Here is a 15,492-nt window from a genome sequence, read left to right as displayed (position 1 = left end):
GAGACAGAGCTTCCTTGCACGTGCGCCCCACCCCGAATTCCGACTCAGCATTGCCCCGTTCCCCGTCTTATATGTTTGAGCAGCCGAGTCTATCGATGGGCTTTCATTATTAAAAATAATTGTTATTCATTCTTTTAGATCAAAAAGTGCTAATGAAGACTGGAAGCGGCGTTGCGGCCATCAAACGGACGTTAGAGCACCCTGTTTTCCGGCGCTGTGTGGTTCTGACGACGTCGAACTTAAAGTAAAGCTTGAAAAGCGCCGAATACTGTATAAAACTACAGGCATCTGTTCATCCATACAGTGGACGACCGGCCATAAAAGGGGCAAAAGCACGTGACCAAATTGAGCAAACTGACTGCGCGGCAGCAAGAAGTTTTCGAACTGATCCAGCGCGCGATCGAACGCACGGGGTTTCCGCCCACGCGCGCCGAGATCGCGGCCGAACTTGGTTTTAGCTCCGCCAACTCCGCCGAAGAACATCTTCGGGCGCTGGCGCGTAAAGGGGTGATCGAACTGGCCGCGGGTTCATCGCGCGGCATTCGCGTGCTGACCAATGGCGGCTTTGAGGACGCGCCTCATCAGTTCACGCTGCCGCATGCCAGCATCATGCAGCTGTCCTTGCCGCTAGTCGGTCGCGTAGCGGCCGGTAGCCCGATCCTCGCGCAGGAACACATCTCGCAGCACTACGCCTGCGATCCGGCGCTGTTCTCCAGCAAACCGGACTATTTGTTGAAGGTGCGCGGGCTTTCCATGCGCGACGCAGGCATCTTCGACGGTGATTTGCTCGCTGTGCAAAAGAAAAACGAGGCGAAGGACGGGCAGATCGTGGTGGCGCGGCTCGGCGACGACGTCACGGTCAAACGCTGGAAACGTCGTCCGGATGGCGTTGAACTGATTGCTGAAAATCCTGATTACGAGAACATCTTCGTCGCGTCAGGCAGTGAGGACTTTGCGCTGGAAGGTATTGCGGTCGGATTGATTCGTTCCGGCGAGCTTTGATATCTGATCTGGTTTTCGCAAGGTTTCAGTTTTTGCTTTGATTTCTGATTTGCAGCGCGGCAGCAGGTGTTTCGGGTGCTCCCTGTCATTGCCCTCCAGCCGCGCTGCGCTTGAATTTCGGCCCCATAAAGCGTGACGGTCGTCGCATTAGCGATGAACCGGCGCGCGCCCTATTGTCATCAGTCATCGGTTATCGGAGAAACATCATGGAACGATTCGCCCGGCTGTTTTCTGCTTCTTTCTTATCCACATCGTTCGCGCCGACCGCACGCGCACCGCTTTCGTTTCGGCAATTCCGCGAGTTCGGTCGTTTGCGGCATCTGCGCTCGCTGATCTCGTGCAAGACGCAAAAGCCGGCTGACACCCCCGACCTCTTCGACGAACTGCCTGTCCTGCCGTCGCGGCAACCGGCGTTCGCCCGGGTATCGCTGAGCGCTTCGGTGCACGCGCAGGCCGAGCAACGCGCGCCGGTTCGGGTTTATCGCGGCGAGTCGCGGGTCATCATGGTCGGCAATATCGAAGCGGTGTCGCGCATGATCGACCGCTGCATCGACGACGAGCAGGCTGGTATTGAAGGCGGATTGCTCGCTTAAGTTTAAAAAGCGATGAAATAAACAGGAATAACGCAGGAACAACGAAGGGATAATTCTGGCGCCGTTGCGGTCCATCTGAGGGTTGAGTCATCTCTGACCTCAACGCTTGCATTCGAGCCGCACCCACCTCTCAGCCAAAAGGCGCCCTAGCGTATGTCCCGTACCAGCAAGTCCGTTGTCATTGCGTTGTTGCTTGTTGTTGTCGTCGCGATACTTGGTGTGATCTATGCGTCACCGTATATCGCGCTCGACCGGTTGAAACGCGCCGCCGACGCGCGTGACGCTCAAACGGTTAATCAATACGTCGACTTTCCTCTGCTGCGTGGAAGCCTGAAGGATCAGGTCGGGCAGTTGCTGACCCGAAGGATCGATATACAGAAGAGCGGCAATCCACTAGCAATGATCGGCGCCATGATTGGTGCGGCGTTGATCGGCCCGCTGGTCGATTCGTATGCAACGCCCGACGGCGTGGCGGCTATTCTCAATGGCATACCGCCAAAGGGTGATCCGGGCGAGAAGCCGCCGGTTCAGTCCGAGTCGAGCGGCGCTGTGGTTGCCGTTCCCGGAACCGCGCCGCCTGCGCCTGCCGTCGCTTCACCGTCCGCACCGAAACCCCCGCCCCAAACCACGGCGGGATATCGAAGTTTCGATACTTTCGCGGTGAATTACCAGCATGGCGCTGGCGACGCGCGCTATTCGGCCATTCTCCGGCGATACGGGTTGTTCTCGTGGAAACTGGTCGCGGTGGAGTTGAACAACGAATAGCGATCGAGATCAGCTCTCCCGCGACAACACGGGGCTGTGCGCCCAGTTGTTGCGGGCTGAGAGTGGCACTGGCTTGGCCGCCTGCTGCTCTCAGCGGGCCTTCACGCATCAAACACTGGCCTCGGCTTTCGCGGGCTTCGCTGCATGGGCGGCGTCTTCCTGCTCGGCCGATGTGCCCGTCGGCGACACCGCCACCAAAATGCTGCAGGACACCCGATCCATCAGCGGCGTGTTGCCCGAGCCCATCCACCAGCGCGCAAGGCCCGTGCGGCACCGATGCCCCACCACCACCAGATCCACCTGCAAGCTCTGGGCCAGCCCGGCAATTTCATCGATAGGATGGCCGAACGCGAAGTGTCCCTGTGCCGGAACGCCCCGCTCCGTCAGCCATTCCACACCTTCACGGAGGATGTCTCGGGCGGCGTCTTCGAAACGGCCGCACGCCATATCGGTGAGAAGGCCCGCGCTTTGGGCGATGCTGGAACGCATGTCGACAACGGCAAGCACATGCGTTTCGGCTTTCAGGTCGAGCGCCAGATTCGCGCCGTCACGTAACGCCTTGCGCCCTTCGCGAGAGCCGTCGTAACACAACAGGATTTTTCGATAGCTCGCCATGGTGGTTCTCCGCGCTGCACAACGGCAGCAAAGGGCATCAAAAAAACGGTCGTCATAGTCTTGCAGATTCTGCCCCGTGGGCCGGGCGGGCGACAAAACCCGGGCCGCGTTGCCTTCATCATGGTGCGTCGCTGAAACGGTGGCAACGATGGAAAACGCTAATGCGGCCCGGTTGCTCGCGAAACGCCAAGCGGGCACCGTGCCAGGAACGCAAATCCCTTTCTGGACGGGCCTTTCGGTCATTGAGTCAAGCTTTGCAGAGGCGTCCGGCGACCGCAAAATAGCCCGCGTGCGCGGCCGCAGTGCAGTTCAAACAGAGGGACGCGCCTCATTGGTGCAATCGATTAAACTACTTAGCTTGTCTTGAGACCGACTCCAGACCCGCTACCGACCCAATACCTGAGTTTTTCGCATGTCAGATGCAGCAGTGTTCTCCAGCGACGCAACCCGCACGACCGCCGTACGGGCAAAGCCGGCGATCGAGTTTATCGACGTCGAAAAGCATTACGGTGACAAGACGGTCGTCAACGGCCTGTCTTTCCACGTCCAACCTGGAGAGTGTTTCGGCCTGCTCGGTCCCAACGGCGCGGGTAAAACGACCACGCTCAAGATGCTGCTCGGCCTGACCGCGCCGGATGCGGGCACGATCTGTCTCGTCGACGAACCTATTCCGTCACGCGCCCGCTATGCCCGTCGTCGCGTGGGCGTCGTGCCGCAATTCGATAACCTCGATCCGGACTTCACCGTCCGCGAAAACCTGCTTGTGTTCGGCCGGTATTTCGGCATGAGCGGTAGCGAAATTGAAGCCGTGGTGCCGTCGCTGCTCGAATTCGCGCGGCTGGAAAGCAAGGCGAACGCGCGGGTCGGCGAGTTGTCGGGCGGAATGAAGCGGCGGTTGACACTGGCGCGCGCACTCGTCAACGATCCCGACGTACTGGTCATGGACGAACCGACCACCGGGCTCGATCCGCAAGCGCGGCACCTGATCTGGGAACGGCTGCGCTCGCTGCTCGCGCGCGGCAAGACAATCCTGCTCACCACGCATTTCATGGAGGAGGCCGAACGGCTTTGCGACCGGCTGTGCGTGATCGAGGAAGGACGCAAGGTGGCCGAAGGCAAACCTGACGACCTGATCCAGCGGGTCATCGGTTGCGACGTGATCGAGATTTATGGTCCCGATCCTCAAGCCCTTCGTGATGAACTTCTTCCGTTCGTCGGGCGCATGGAGATCAGCGGCGAAACGCTGTTTTGTTACGTCGATGACCCCGCGCCCGTGCATCAGCGAGTCAAGGGACGGCCGGGCGTGCGGTATCTGCATCGGCCAGCGAATCTTGAAGATGTGTTTTTGCGCCTGACCGGGCGCGAGATGGTGGACTGATCGATGTCGAGCGAACCGAATGTGAATACCGCTGAATCGTCTGCGTCAGTTGCGCGAACAAGACGCACCGCACGCAAGCCCCAACGCGAGCCATTCCTGAGCGCGATGCCCGCAAACGCATCGAACTGGATGTCGGTCTGGCGGCGAAATTATCTCGTCTGGAAAAAGCTCGCGATTGCATCGATGTTCGGCAACCTCGCCGACCCGATGATCTATCTGTTCGGCCTGGGTCTTGGGCTCGGCTTGATGGTCGGCCACGTGGACGGAGTGTCGTATATCGCGTTTCTCGCGGCGGGGACGGTGGCGTCGAGCGTGATGATGTCGGCGAGTTTCGAATCCATGTACTCCGGCTTCTCGCGCATGCATGTACAGCGCACGTGGGAGGCGATCATGCATACGCCGCTCACGTTGGGCGATATCGTGCTCGCGGAAATCGTGTGGGCGGCGAGCAAATCGGTGCTGTCGGGCGTGGCAATCATGTTGGTGGCGGGCGTGCTCGGCTATGCAAGTTTCCCGACGATGCTGTATGCGTTGCCCGTGATTGTCCTGACTGGTTTGGCGTTCGCAAGCACGGCGATGATCGTGACCGCCGTGGCGCCGAGTTATGACTTTTTCATGTTCTACCAGACGCTCGCGCTCACGCCCATGTTGCTGCTTTCCGGCGTGTTTTTCCCGCTCACGCAGTTACCGGCGGTGGCGCAAAACGTCTCGCTGTTGTTGCCGTTGTCGCACGCGGTCGCGCTGATCCGACCTGCGATGCTCGACCGGCCCGCAGAACACGTGGTGCTGCATGTGGCCGTGCTCGCGGCGTATGCCATCGTGCCGTTTTTTATCTGCGCGGTGCTGTTCCGTCGACGGATGATGCGTTGAGTGGATTCACCGAGAATATAAGACCACTCGAAGCCGTTGCACTCGAAAAAAAGCCCGTTTCAACGTGAGTTGAGACGGGCTTTTTAACGTAGGTCAATCCGTTTGCCGCTGCGGAAAACTCAGCGGCAAACCCAGCGGCAAACTCAGCGGCAAACCCAGCGGCAAACCCAGCGGCAAACCCAGCGGCAAACCCAGCGGAAAAATCAGCTCACTTCAGTCCTGGACTGAACTCCTTATGACCGCCAAACCCGAACCGCATTGCCGATAGCATCCGGTCGGCGAACGAATTATCTTCGCGCGACCGGAACCGCGCATACAGCGCCGCCGACAAGACTTGCGCCGGCACCGCCTCCTCGAGCGCCGCCTCGATCGTCCAGCGCCCTTCGCCGCTATCGGCCACTTCGGCGGAGTATTTGTCGAGTGTGCTGTTACCCGCCAGCGCACCCGCGGTCAGATCGAGCAGCCACGACGACACCACGCTGCCGCGCCGCCACACCTCCGCAACATCTGCAATATCCAGATCGTAGCGCTGCGCCTCGGGCAACTCCGTCGACGACTTGTGCTTGAGGATGTCGAACCCTTCCGCGTATGCCTGCATCAAGCCGTACTCGATGCCGTTATGCACCATCTTCACGAAATGACCCGCCCCGACCGGTCCCACGTGCATATAGCCGTTTTCCACGCGTGTGTCGCGGCCTTCGCGATTCGGCGTGGCGGGAATATCGCCGCGTCCAGGCGCCAGCACCGACAGAATCGGATCGTGCCGCAGCACCACGTCCTTCTCCCCGCCGATCATCATGCAATAGCCACGCTCCAATCCCCACACACCGCCGGACGTGCCCACATCGACGAAATGGATGCCCTTCTCTTTCAGCTTCGCCGCGTGGACGATGTCGTCCTTGTAGAAGCTGTTGCCACCGTCGATGATCGTGTCGCCTGCTTCCAGTATCTCGTAGAGATCGTTCAGCGTGTCTTCGGTGATCTTGCCTGCCGGCAACATCAGCCAGACCGAGCGCGGCGCAGCAAGCTTCTTCACGAGATCGCCCAGGTCGCTCGATCCAGTCGCGCCGTCGGCCACGACCGCCTGCGTGGCTTCCGGCGCATGGTCGTACACCACGCACGTCTGCCCGCCGCGCATCAGCCGGCGTGCAATGTTCGCGCCCATACGGCCTAGTCCCACGATTCCAATCTGCATGATGGCTTACTCCTTATGGTTGGTGGTTTTGACGCGTTCGATCTGCTTTTTCGCTTCGGCGTAGACGTGTTCCGGCGTGAAGCCAAATTTCTTCTTCAGGTCTGCAATTGGAGCCGAGCCCCCGAACGTATGCATCACGATCTGCGAACCGAGACGGCCAACATAACGATCCCAGCCAAGCGTGCCTGCCTGCTCCACGCACACGCGCGCGTCGACGTCCGACGGAAACACGGAATCCTTATAGGCGTCGTCCTGCCGTTCGAACAGATCCCATGACGGCATGGAGACGACCCGCGCGGCAATACCCTCGCTCTTGAGCTTCTCGTAGGTGTCGACGCACACCGACACTTCGGTGCCCGTTGCCATCAGGATGACTTCCGGTTTCTTGCCACCTTCGGCATCGGCGAGAACATACGCCCCCTTGTGAACGCCCTTCGCCGATGCATATTTCGACCGGTCGAAAGTCGGCATCGGCTGGCGCGACACCACAATGCACGCCGGACGTTGCGGCTCGGCCAGCGCGGCACGCCACGTTTCGGCGACTTCGTTCGCATCGCCGGGACGATAGGTGCTGAGCCCCGGGACGCCACGCAACGACACCATTTGTTCGACCGGCTGATGCGTCGGTCCGTCTTCGCCCAGTCCAATGGAATCGTGCGTGAACACGTAGATCACGGGCACTTCCATGACGGCCGAAAGCCGGATGGGCGGCTTCATGTAGTCGCTGAAAATCAGGAACGTGGAGCCGTAGGGCCGCAGGTTCGACACCGCAAGCCCGTTGCAGATTGCGCCCATCACGTGCTCGCGAATGCCGAAGTGCAGGTTGCGGCCGGCGTAGTTGTCGTGCTCGAAACTGCCCGCGCCTTCGAACTTCATATCGGTTTTCGTCGATGGCGACAAATCCGCCGAACCGCCGATCATCCACGGGAAATTCTTCGCGATGGCGTTCAACACCTTGCCCGACGATTCCCTGGACGCCATGCCCTTCGCATCGGCGTCGAACGTGGGAATGTCCGCGTCCCAACCCGCCGGCAACTCATGCGCTTCGATCTGCGCAAACTCCTTCGCCAGGTCCGGATACTTCGTCGCGTAGTCATCGAAACTCTTTTGCCACGCTTCGCGCGCCGCCTTGCCGTGTGCGCCGATGCCCTCGTTGAAATGCTCGTACACGCCGTCCGGCACGAGGAAACTCGAGTCCTCCGGCCAGCCGTAAAACTTCTTCGCGAGCTTGATTTCCTCTACGCCCAGCGGCTCGCCATGCGCCGCGGAGCTGTCCTGCTTATGCGGCGCACCCCAGCCGATAATGCTCCTCACCACGATCAGCGTAGGTCCGTCGGTGTTGGCCTTGGCCTGTTTCAGCGCGGCTTCGAGCGCGGCGCCGTCGTTAGCGTCGTCAACGTGCAGCGTGTTCCAGTGGTAGCCCTTGAAACGCGTTTCCACGTCGTCGCTGTACGCGAGATCCGTGTGGCCTTCAATGGTCACGCGGTTGCTGTCATAGATCCACGTCAGATTCGACAGCTTCAAATGTCCCGCGATGGACGCAGCTTCATGCGAGATGCCTTCCATCATGTCGCCGTCGCCGCACAGCGTGTACACGTGATAGTCGAAGATCTTCGCATCCGGCTTGTTGAAATGCGACTCGTACCAGCGCCCGGCCATCGCCATGCCCACACTGTTTCCAAGCCCCTGCCCAAGCGGACCTGTGGTGGTTTCGACGCCCGTCGTCATGCGGTATTCGGGATGGCCTGGCGTGTTGCTATCCAGTTGCCGGAAATGCTTGATGTCATCGAGCGACACAGCCGGACGACCCGTTGCCTTACCCGCGTGATCGACGGCTTTCACGCCGGTCAGGTGCAGCATGGAATACAGCAGCATCGATGCATGGCCGACCGACAGCACGAAGCGGTCGCGATTCGGCCAGAGCGGCTCAGCCGGGTCATAGCGCAGGTGGTTTTGCCATAGATGGAAGGCGACTGGTGCAAGCGCCATCGGCGTACCCGGGTGACCGGAGTTGGCTTTTTGCACGGCGTCCATGGACAGCGTGCGGATGGTGTTGATGGCGAGGGTGTCGAGATCGGAAGAGGACTTCGAGGGGGTTTGCGGCATGAGCGACGACTCCTTTGCGTAGGGCGCGCTGAGGCACGAGAGGCGCCACAGCGGGCAACCGGGTCCTTCGAGCAAGTGTAGTGCCATGACAACTGGCGCGTCACCAAAGAGCAGCGAAGCGCGCGCCAGCCAAGCACGGCGCGGCTTATGACAGACGATTACGACATCAACGAGAGAACAACTTTACGCTTGAAACCAGGCAAAAACGAACGCAATGGGTAAAAATTCGTCGCCATTCTTGAACCAGCGTACGGCAAGCGTATGACAGTTTTCACCGACACGATCAGGGCGCGGGATTCGGCTGCGCTTCGTGAAGCGCATCGATTTCAGCCAGGATCTCATCGGACAATTTTACGTCCAGGCTACCGATGTTCTCGTGCAATTGCGCAAGCGACGTTGCGCCGATCAGCGTGCTGGTCGTGAACGGCCGGCTGTTCACGAACGCGAGCGCGAGTTGCGCCGGACTCAGTGCGTGCCGCCGCGCGAGCTCCACATAGCCGCTGACGGCCTTGACCGTGTGCGGCTTGCTGTAGCGTGCGAACCGCTCGAACAGCGTAATGCGGGCGCCTGCCGGACGCGCGCCGCCCTCGTACTTGCCGGATAGCCAGCCGAACGCCAGCGGCGAATACGCCAGCAGGCCGACGTCTTCCTTGTGCGTGAATTCCGAGAGCCCGGTTTCGAACGTGCGATTCACCAGGCTGTACGGATTCTGGATGCTCACGATCCGCGGCAGGCCGAGTTTATCGGCAGCTTGCAGGAATTGCGCGACACCCCAGGGCGTCTCGTTCGATACCCCGACGTAGCGGATCTTGCCCGCTTTCACGAGATCGCCGAGCACGGTTAGCGTCTCTTCGATAGGCACCGTATATTCGTCCTTGATCCACGGATAGTTCGCGCGTCCGAACGTCATCGTGCTGCGGTCGGGCCAGTGCAACTGGTACAAATCGACGTAATCTGTCTGGAGCCGTGCGAGGCTGCTATTGACGGCTTCGGTCAGGTTCTGACGGTCGAACTGGTTGCCTGCGCCGCGAATGTGCCGCGGATTGTGCGGCTGGCGCGCGGGTCCCGCGATCTTGGTGGCGAGCACGATCTTTTCACGAGCGCCCGGGTTCGCTGCAAGCCACGTGCCGATGTACGCCTCCGTGCGCCCTTGCGTCTCGGGGCGCGGCGGCACCGGGTACATCTCGGCGGCGTCGATCAGGTTGATGCCGGCATCGCGCGCGGCGTTGAGTTGCGCGTGTGCATCGGCTTCCGTGTTCTGTTCGCCCCAGGTCATCGTGCCCAGTCCGATCAGGCTGACATTGACATCCGTTCCACCGAGTTTCCGAAACTCCATCGCTTGCTTCCCCATGTTCGTGTTCAGGTTTTAAAGGCGCTCGCCGAATGCCGAAGCTACCATAGCGCGGGCCTCGCTGCAGCGATGCTCATCGCCACAGCCTTCGCCTTGCCCGGTAAGCTGTCGGCATGCGGCGAGCCGTGCCTTTCATTAGCTTTTCAATCTCGCTGCGCTCATTCAGATCCATATAAGAGAGACGCCTTTCATGCAGGCCCCCGACCTCACCCGCACCACGTCCGGCGCGGCGAATCCACGCGGTTCCTCTGTCATCGTGATGCTCGTCGCGGCGACCTTCTTCATGGAGAACCTCGACGGTACGATCATCGCCACGGCGCTGCCGCAAATGGCGCGCTCGTTCGGGCTACACCCCGTTGACCTGAGCCTGGGCATTACGTCGTATCTGCTGACGCTTGCCGTGTTCATCCCCATTAGCGGCTGGGCTGCGGATCGCTTCGGCCTGCGCACCGTGTTCGGCAGCGCGATCGCCGTGTTCACGATTGCGTCCGTGCTGTGCGGCATGACGTCGACGCTGCCCACGTTTACGGCGGCGCGTGTGCTGCAGGGTATCGGCGGCGCGATGATGGTGCCCGTCGGACGGCTCGCGGTATTGCGCGCAACGCCCAAAGAGGGGCTGATGCGCGCTATCTCGATCATCACCTGGCCCGGCCTTGTCGCGCCCGTGATCGGGCCGCCGCTCGGCGGGTTTATCACCACGTATTCGTCGTGGCGCTGGATCTTTTATCTGAATCTGCCGCTCGGGCTGATCGGCTTGATTGTCGCGCTTCGTTACCTCGATAACACCCGCGAGCACGCCAGCCGCCGCTTCGATTTTCTGGGTTTCGTGATGTGCGGCCTCGCGTGCACGACCCTGCTCTACGCGATGGAACTCATCGGCCGCAACGACACGCCCTGGGCATTTGCAAGCGGGCTGATCGCGCTCGGCGTGCTCGCGGGCGTGGGCGCGTGGTGGCACGTACGCCGCGCGGCTGAGCCGGTGCTCGATCTCAACGCCCTTCGGATTAAAACCTTCAGGGTGGCGATGGGCGGCGGCTCACTGTTTCGCATCGCCATCAGCGCGGCGCCGTTCCTGCTGCCGCTGATGTTTCAGGTCGGCTTCGGGCTGAACGCGTTCGAATCCGGGCTGCTGACGCTGTCGGTGTTTGCCGGCAATTTATCGATGAAACTCGTCACCACTCCGGTCATGCGGCGCTTCGGCTTTCGACCGGTGCTGATCGTGAACGGGATCCTGGCCGCTGCGTCGCTGGCGGTGATGAGCTTGATATCGCCGACGACGCCGACCTGGATCATCGTCGCCGTATTGTTTGCAAGCGGGCTGTCGCGCTCGCTGCAGTTCACGGCGTTGAACACGCTCAGTTTCGCCGACGTCCCGAAGGCGCAAATGAGCGGCGCGTCGGCGTTCTCCAGTACGCTATTCCAGTTGACGATGGGAATCGGCGTCGCGCTGGGGGCCATCGCGTTGAGGCTGGCGGAATGGATGCATGGCCACGATGCGCAGACAGTCGTGCCGGCGGATTTCAGTATCGCGTTTCTGATCGTGGGGGCGGTGGGATTGCTCGGGGTCGCGGATCTGTTCAGCCTGCATCGCAATGCGGGGGCGCAGGTGAGTGGGCATGGGAGGAAGGGATGACACAGTTCGAGCCCCGTGACATACGTGATCGAGTGCTAGTATGTATATACGCACACGTATATCAATTGGAGGTGCAATGAATCTGCAAATCACAAAATGGGGCAATAGCCTCGCGCTGCGCATTCCTGCCGAGTACGTGCGCCGCCTTGGCGTGAAGGAAGGCGACCATGTGCAGGTTGAATTGACTATCGACGGCGGTCTAAGTATTCGCGCCTCCAAATGGGACCGCAGCGCTTTTGCTCGGGAGCTTGAAACGACACGTGAGACGATGCCGATATCGCAGCCTGTCATGGAAGAGTTGCGGCGCGGAGCGCGTTACTGATGGCGATTTACGTAGACACGTCTGTGCTGGTGGCACTTTGCGTAAATGAACCCATGAGCGCCGCTGTTGCACGGTGGTATGCCGCGTGTACGGAAGAACTGACCTCGGCCGCATGGTGTGTAACGGAATTCGCTAGCGCCCTCGGCATCAAGCAACGGACGGCCCAAATATCCTCGGAGCAAGGGGCGTCCGCCTGGCAGCTCTTTGAACGTCTTTGCGCCAGCGATCTGCAACTACTGCCGGTTGAACCGTCTACGTTTCACCGCGCTGCGGTGCTGACTTTGGACGCCGCTAACGGGTTGCGTGCCGGCGACGCGCTGCACCTGGCTGCCGCCATGGAGGCCAAGGTTAGAGCTATGGCAACACTCGATGACGTTCTAGGCCGCAATGCCAAACGGTTGAAAATCAAGCCTCTCGATTTTTAACGGCGTGAGGTATCAGGCAATGCGGTGATGTATCACCTCGTGCCGCCTAACCACAAACACGAAAAAGCCCACGTCTAAGGTGGGCTTTTTCTAAATCATCTTCCAAATCCGTAACAGAGCAGCTTAAAGACCCGCTAAGTCATTAAATCTTTGGGGTGGCTGATGGGGCTCGAACCCACGACAACAGGAATCACAATCCTGGACTCTACCAACTGAGCTACAGCCACCACTGTCTTACTTCTTGATGCCTCTCGAAGCTCACCAAGAACCGGCTTGCTGAATCGAGAAACGAGATTATACGAACAAAGATTCGCTTTGCCTAGTCCCTTATTCGATCAGTTCGACAGCTTCGCGCAGATGAGTGCGTGCTTCATCGAAAATGGCCATATCGCCGGTTGCGAGACGGCGGCTATCCGAGAGCACGCGACGCCAGCCACGCGCACCCGCTTCGCCTCGATACAAACCAAGCGCGTGCCGCGTAATGCCGCCGAGGAATGTTCCGCGCGCCACTTCCTGACGCGCATAGTCAATCAAACCCGCCTCAGCCTCCTCACGCGACAGCACAGGTGTCTCGGCGCCGTAAAAGCGGGTATCAACACCTGCGAGCACATAAGGGTTGTGATAAGCCTCACGGCCGAGCATCACGCCATCGACATGTTTCAAATGCTCTTCCACCTCGTCGAGCGTCTTGATGCCACCATTGATCGATATCTCCAGATGCGGAAAATCGCGCTTCAACTGATACGCATATTCATACTTGAGCGGCGGAATTTCGCGATTTTCCTTCGGGCTCAAGCCCTTCAGGATCGCATTGCGCGCATGGACGATAAACACTTCACAACCGGCATCGGCAACGGTACCGACGAAATCGCGCACGAACGCGTAGTCCTCGACCGCATCCACTCCGATCCGATGTTTGACCGTGACGGGAATGGATACCGCATCGCGCATCGCTTTCACGCCATCCGCCACCAGTTGCGGCTCGTTCATCAGGCATGCACCAAAGGCCCCGCGCTGCACGCGCTCGGACGGGCAGCCGCAATTCAGGTTGATCTCGTCGTAGCCCCATTGCTCGCCCAGCTTCGCGCTGCGGGCGAGATCGGCCGGCTCGCTGCCGCCCAATTGCAATGCGACGGGCGCTTCGCCCGGCGTGAACGCGAGATGGCGCGCGACATCGCCGTGCAGCAGCGCGCCGGTCGTGACCATTTCGGTATAGAGCCACGTCTCTTTGGTCAAGATGCGGTGGAACGACCGGCAATGGCGATCAGTCCAGTCCATCATCGGGGCAACGCTGACGCGGCGCGGGCTTGGTTTTAAAGCTGTTGACATGAGGAGTTGCTATTTTTTAAGCATGAGACGCGTGTTTTTGGCGCCGAATATGTAATTTTACCGTAACGCCCGGCAGGACATTGTCTGAGGCCTGCAAATGGGTTAGCGGCAAGATCTGGGACTCATCCGCGCCAAATCGATCTTGCGTAGCACCTGAAGTTGTGACTCTGTAGTCCGCAAGTGACGTGCGCCCACTAGCGACCCGAGTCGATAAACCGGAAAGCATCGCGCAACTTCGGACGTTGCGCCACTCGACCGAGGCATTCGACTTCGCAAAGTAGCAGCCTGTGGCAATAGCCACTCTTCAGGCCTTTCCTTGATGTTGTAGTACCTGGAAATGCAGCGCAACACTGCCCTCTTCGCATCCGCTTGCTTGTGGATGATGTCTGCGATGCTTTCGATACCGTCAGGCAGAGGTCATGCTCTATGCGGCCTCAAGACGCACCACGGCACGACTTCCCGTTGCCTCGGCGTATCTGGACAGCGTGCGCATGGACGGGAAAGTGCGCCCGCTCTCCATGCGTGCGATGGTCGATTGCGTCGTCTGCATCTTCTCCGCCAATTGCTCCTGTGTAAGCCCAGCCCGCACCCGCGCGGCGATAAGCTCGTGCGCAATGGCAAACTCCGGGGCCTGCGCTTCGTACTCAGCCTGGGTCTCCGGGTCAGCCAGCAGGCGCTTCTTCAGGGTTGCGAGGTCAGTCATCGTTCAATTCTCCCTCATCCGGGTATAAGCCATCTCGATAGCCCGCCACGGCGTCTTCTGCGTCTTCTTCACAAACACATGCAGCACAATCAGGCGCTGCCCTGTCCGGGTGACATATATCGCCCGCGCAATGCCGTCCCGCCCGGTCATGCGGATTTCCCACAGCTTTCCGTCCAACGGGCGCACGTGGGGCATTCCGACACGCTGCGGACCAAACTCCACCAGCATCTCCGCGATGTGCAGGAAACGGGCGCGCATATCGGGCGGCAGCGCCAGCAATTCGGCCTCGGCCTCTGGTATCAACTCGACATGCCACGTCATCAGTTTATCTCTTTTTTGCTATGTTTGCGAATTACTGCTCGCTTTGACTGCAATCCCTGTCGGCGCTCCTCCCCCTTGGAGTCGATGCCGGCTTCTCTGGAAATCCACACGTTGACGAAGCAACGCCTGTGCGGCATGGCGGGAGCACTCGAACCTGACGCAAGCAGTCATGGCGACCCGTCTCGGTATCAACCTGCCAGCCTATTCGGAACAGGAAAGCGGCCTGTTGCGCCCACGCAAGGCCGAGAAAAAAAATAGCGGCCGCACACGAAATTGCGCTCGCACAGCTGGATTTTTGAGCCCGTTCATAGCGTTTCTTTTGCGAAGGATTTTCAAAAAAACGAATCTTCGGCGCGCTCCGGTGTCACAAAACCTAACGCGCCGCGCTTTGCCGGATTTCAGCGAAATGCATGCGTCGCCGATTCGGAGAAACCAATGAAATCCCGTGCGATCAGAAAGCTCCGCGGTGTCGCCGTAGCCTTTGCCTTCGTGAGTGGAGCGATCGGCATTGGAATGGCAACGAACGCACACGCTCAGAGCGCGGCGCCGGCCGAAACTGCGTCGATGGTCAAGCCGCCGGTCGCACCCAGCGCACCGAACGCGAGCGGCCCGCATGCGTACAACCCGGACAACATGCCGACAAAGCGCCCCGCTTTGCCGCCCAACAGTAATCGCATGCTGCACAACAATCCGGCCAGCGACGCAATCGCGAAATAGCATTGGGCGGGCGCGATGCATTGGCGGAATCCGATTGGCATCCGTCGAGGCAAATCAGGCTTCAGCGGCGTGCATCAGCCGCGAAACCGCAACCCGACTAACGCATTAGCCAACACCCCGTTGCATCTACCGCAAAGCCCCGCCCGATTGCACCATAACGCGGCATG

Annotated in this window: 17 protein-coding genes and 1 tRNA gene; 9 read left to right on the top strand and 9 right to left on the bottom strand. The window is 60.0% G+C overall.

Annotated elements, in window-relative coordinates:
* The first annotated feature begins 345 nt into the window (after positions 1 to 345).
* The 3 genes from lexA (at position 346) to FH08_RS0142235 (ending at position 2,360) form a co-directional block, all read left to right on the top strand.
* Positions 346 to 1,002 (top strand): transcriptional repressor LexA, encoded by a 657-nt coding sequence (gene lexA, locus FH08_RS0142245; RefSeq protein ID WP_031364143.1) that lies wholly within the window; start codon positions 346 to 348, stop codon positions 1,000 to 1,002.
* 206 nt (positions 1,003 to 1,208) lie between these two features.
* On the top strand, positions 1,209 to 1,595 hold the full coding sequence (locus tag FH08_RS0142240) for a hypothetical protein (protein WP_235210672.1): 387 nt from the start codon (positions 1,209 to 1,211) through the stop codon (positions 1,593 to 1,595).
* Between the two features lie 153 nt (positions 1,596 to 1,748).
* Positions 1,749 to 2,360, top strand: a complete 612-nt coding sequence (locus FH08_RS0142235; RefSeq protein ID WP_031364141.1) for a DUF2939 domain-containing protein — start codon at positions 1,749 to 1,751, stop codon at positions 2,358 to 2,360.
* A 108-nt stretch (positions 2,361 to 2,468) separates the two neighbouring features.
* On the opposite strand, the gene FH08_RS0142230 is transcribed toward FH08_RS0142235, so the two are convergent.
* Entirely contained in the window at positions 2,469 to 2,975 is a 507-nt protein-coding gene (locus tag FH08_RS0142230; protein WP_031364140.1) for a universal stress protein, read from the bottom strand.
* Between the two features lie 412 nt (positions 2,976 to 3,387).
* On the opposite strand from FH08_RS0142230, the gene nodI reads away from it, so the two are divergent.
* On the top strand, positions 3,388 to 4,353 hold the full coding sequence (gene nodI / locus FH08_RS0142225) for a nodulation factor ABC transporter ATP-binding protein NodI (protein WP_035568610.1): 966 nt from the start codon (positions 3,388 to 3,390) through the stop codon (positions 4,351 to 4,353).
* Between the two features lie 105 nt (positions 4,354 to 4,458).
* Entirely contained in the window at positions 4,459 to 5,223 is a 765-nt protein-coding gene (locus tag FH08_RS0142220) for an ABC transporter permease (protein ID WP_081889765.1), read from the top strand.
* Between the two features lie 208 nt (positions 5,224 to 5,431).
* On the opposite strand, the gene gnd is transcribed toward FH08_RS0142220, so the two are convergent.
* The 3 genes from gnd to FH08_RS0142200 form a co-directional block, all read right to left on the bottom strand.
* Positions 5,432 to 6,418 carry a phosphogluconate dehydrogenase (NAD(+)-dependent, decarboxylating) gene (gnd, locus tag FH08_RS0142210; RefSeq protein WP_031364137.1) on the bottom strand — a complete coding sequence of 329 codons (987 nt, stop codon included), beginning with the start codon at positions 6,416 to 6,418 and terminating at the stop codon, positions 5,432 to 5,434.
* 6 nt (positions 6,419 to 6,424) lie between these two features.
* Positions 6,425 to 8,524: a transketolase gene (gene tkt, locus FH08_RS0142205; protein WP_031364136.1), complete on the bottom strand. Its 2,100-nt coding sequence runs from the start codon at positions 8,522 to 8,524 to the stop codon at positions 6,425 to 6,427.
* Positions 8,525 to 8,807: 283 nt separating this feature from the next.
* The gene (locus tag FH08_RS0142200) at positions 8,808 to 9,860 is read right to left on the bottom strand and encodes an NADP(H)-dependent aldo-keto reductase (RefSeq protein WP_031364135.1); all 1,053 of its coding nucleotides are present in this window, start codon (positions 9,858 to 9,860) and stop codon (positions 8,808 to 8,810) included.
* A 205-nt stretch (positions 9,861 to 10,065) separates the two neighbouring features.
* Between FH08_RS0142200 and FH08_RS0142195 the strand changes: the two genes are divergently transcribed.
* From FH08_RS0142195 to FH08_RS0142185, 3 genes are all read left to right on the top strand, one after another.
* A complete protein-coding gene (locus FH08_RS0142195; RefSeq protein WP_031364134.1) occupies positions 10,066 to 11,508 on the top strand; it encodes an MFS transporter in 1,443 nt (480 codons plus the stop codon).
* 76 nt (positions 11,509 to 11,584) lie between these two features.
* Positions 11,585 to 11,830 (top strand): AbrB/MazE/SpoVT family DNA-binding domain-containing protein, encoded by a 246-nt coding sequence (locus FH08_RS0142190; protein WP_031364133.1) that lies wholly within the window; start codon positions 11,585 to 11,587, stop codon positions 11,828 to 11,830.
* Complete coding sequence (locus FH08_RS0142185; RefSeq protein ID WP_031364132.1) at positions 11,830 to 12,255, top strand: type II toxin-antitoxin system VapC family toxin; 426 nt, start codon at positions 11,830 to 11,832, stop codon at positions 12,253 to 12,255. The genes FH08_RS0142190 and FH08_RS0142185 overlap by 1 nt, the downstream gene beginning before the upstream one ends.
* 151 nt (positions 12,256 to 12,406) lie before the next feature.
* Here the strand turns inward: FH08_RS0142185 and FH08_RS0142180 are convergent.
* From FH08_RS0142180 to FH08_RS0142165, 4 genes are all read right to left on the bottom strand, one after another.
* Positions 12,407 to 12,482 (bottom strand) — tRNA-His (locus FH08_RS0142180).
* A gap of 100 nt (positions 12,483 to 12,582) precedes the next feature.
* The gene (gene dusA / locus FH08_RS0142175) at positions 12,583 to 13,584 is read right to left on the bottom strand and encodes a tRNA dihydrouridine(20/20a) synthase DusA (protein ID WP_031364131.1); all 1,002 of its coding nucleotides are present in this window, start codon (positions 13,582 to 13,584) and stop codon (positions 12,583 to 12,585) included.
* A gap of 424 nt (positions 13,585 to 14,008) precedes the next feature.
* The gene (locus FH08_RS0142170) at positions 14,009 to 14,287 is read right to left on the bottom strand and encodes a helix-turn-helix transcriptional regulator (RefSeq protein ID WP_031364130.1); all 279 of its coding nucleotides are present in this window, start codon (positions 14,285 to 14,287) and stop codon (positions 14,009 to 14,011) included.
* A gap of 3 nt (positions 14,288 to 14,290) precedes the next feature.
* Positions 14,291 to 14,608, bottom strand: a complete 318-nt coding sequence (locus tag FH08_RS0142165) for a type II toxin-antitoxin system RelE/ParE family toxin (protein ID WP_031364129.1) — start codon at positions 14,606 to 14,608, stop codon at positions 14,291 to 14,293.
* Between the two features lie 169 nt (positions 14,609 to 14,777).
* Here FH08_RS0142165 and FH08_RS0142160 point away from each other — a divergent pair, with 169 nt between their 5' ends.
* The gene (locus FH08_RS0142160) at positions 14,778 to 15,047 is read left to right on the top strand and encodes a hypothetical protein (RefSeq protein WP_031364128.1); all 270 of its coding nucleotides are present in this window, start codon (positions 14,778 to 14,780) and stop codon (positions 15,045 to 15,047) included.
* A 94-nt stretch (positions 15,048 to 15,141) separates the two neighbouring features.
* On the opposite strand, the gene FH08_RS52790 is transcribed toward FH08_RS0142160, so the two are convergent.
* The gene (locus tag FH08_RS52790; protein WP_160172554.1) at positions 15,142 to 15,285 is read right to left on the bottom strand and encodes a hypothetical protein; all 144 of its coding nucleotides are present in this window, start codon (positions 15,283 to 15,285) and stop codon (positions 15,142 to 15,144) included.
* Positions 15,286 to 15,492 lie beyond the last annotated feature (207 nt).

Source organism: Caballeronia sordidicola (assembly GCF_000729995.1).
Classification (GTDB): Bacteria; Pseudomonadota; Gammaproteobacteria; order Burkholderiales; family Burkholderiaceae; genus Caballeronia; species Caballeronia sordidicola_A.
Note: the sequence above shows the minus strand (reverse complement) of the source record. Positions and strands in the feature narration are given on the sequence as shown.

Bases quoted from the DNA above. Each gene is read 5' to 3' on its own strand.
- FH08_RS0142185 (WP_031364132.1), top strand. From the start codon at position 11,830: ATGGCGATTTACGTAGACACGTCTGTGCTGGTGGCACTTTGCGTAAAT.
- FH08_RS0142165 (WP_031364129.1), bottom strand. From the start codon at position 14,608: ATGACGTGGCATGTCGAGTTGATACCAGAGGCCGAGGCCGAATTGCTG.
- dusA (WP_031364131.1), bottom strand. From the start codon at position 13,584: ATGTCAACAGCTTTAAAACCAAGCCCGCGCCGCGTCAGCGTTGCCCCG.
- gnd (WP_031364137.1), bottom strand. From the start codon at position 6,418: ATGCAGATTGGAATCGTGGGACTAGGCCGTATGGGCGCGAACATTGCA.
- FH08_RS0142195 (WP_031364134.1), top strand. From the start codon at position 10,066: ATGCAGGCCCCCGACCTCACCCGCACCACGTCCGGCGCGGCGAATCCA.
- nodI (WP_035568610.1), top strand. From the start codon at position 3,388: ATGTCAGATGCAGCAGTGTTCTCCAGCGACGCAACCCGCACGACCGCC.
- FH08_RS0142235 (WP_031364141.1), top strand. From the start codon at position 1,749: ATGTCCCGTACCAGCAAGTCCGTTGTCATTGCGTTGTTGCTTGTTGTT.
- FH08_RS0142190 (WP_031364133.1), top strand. From the start codon at position 11,585: ATGAATCTGCAAATCACAAAATGGGGCAATAGCCTCGCGCTGCGCATT.
- FH08_RS52790 (WP_160172554.1), bottom strand. From the start codon at position 15,285: ATGCGATTACTGTTGGGCGGCAAAGCGGGGCGCTTTGTCGGCATGTTG.
- FH08_RS0142200 (WP_031364135.1), bottom strand. From the start codon at position 9,860: ATGGAGTTTCGGAAACTCGGTGGAACGGATGTCAATGTCAGCCTGATC.
- tkt (WP_031364136.1), bottom strand. From the start codon at position 8,524: ATGCCGCAAACCCCCTCGAAGTCCTCTTCCGATCTCGACACCCTCGCC.
- FH08_RS0142230 (WP_031364140.1), bottom strand. From the start codon at position 2,975: ATGGCGAGCTATCGAAAAATCCTGTTGTGTTACGACGGCTCTCGCGAA.
- FH08_RS0142160 (WP_031364128.1), top strand. From the start codon at position 14,778: ATGGCGACCCGTCTCGGTATCAACCTGCCAGCCTATTCGGAACAGGAA.
- FH08_RS0142220 (WP_081889765.1), top strand. From the start codon at position 4,459: ATGCCCGCAAACGCATCGAACTGGATGTCGGTCTGGCGGCGAAATTAT.
- FH08_RS0142170 (WP_031364130.1), bottom strand. From the start codon at position 14,287: ATGACTGACCTCGCAACCCTGAAGAAGCGCCTGCTGGCTGACCCGGAG.
- FH08_RS0142240 (WP_235210672.1), top strand. From the start codon at position 1,209: ATGGAACGATTCGCCCGGCTGTTTTCTGCTTCTTTCTTATCCACATCG.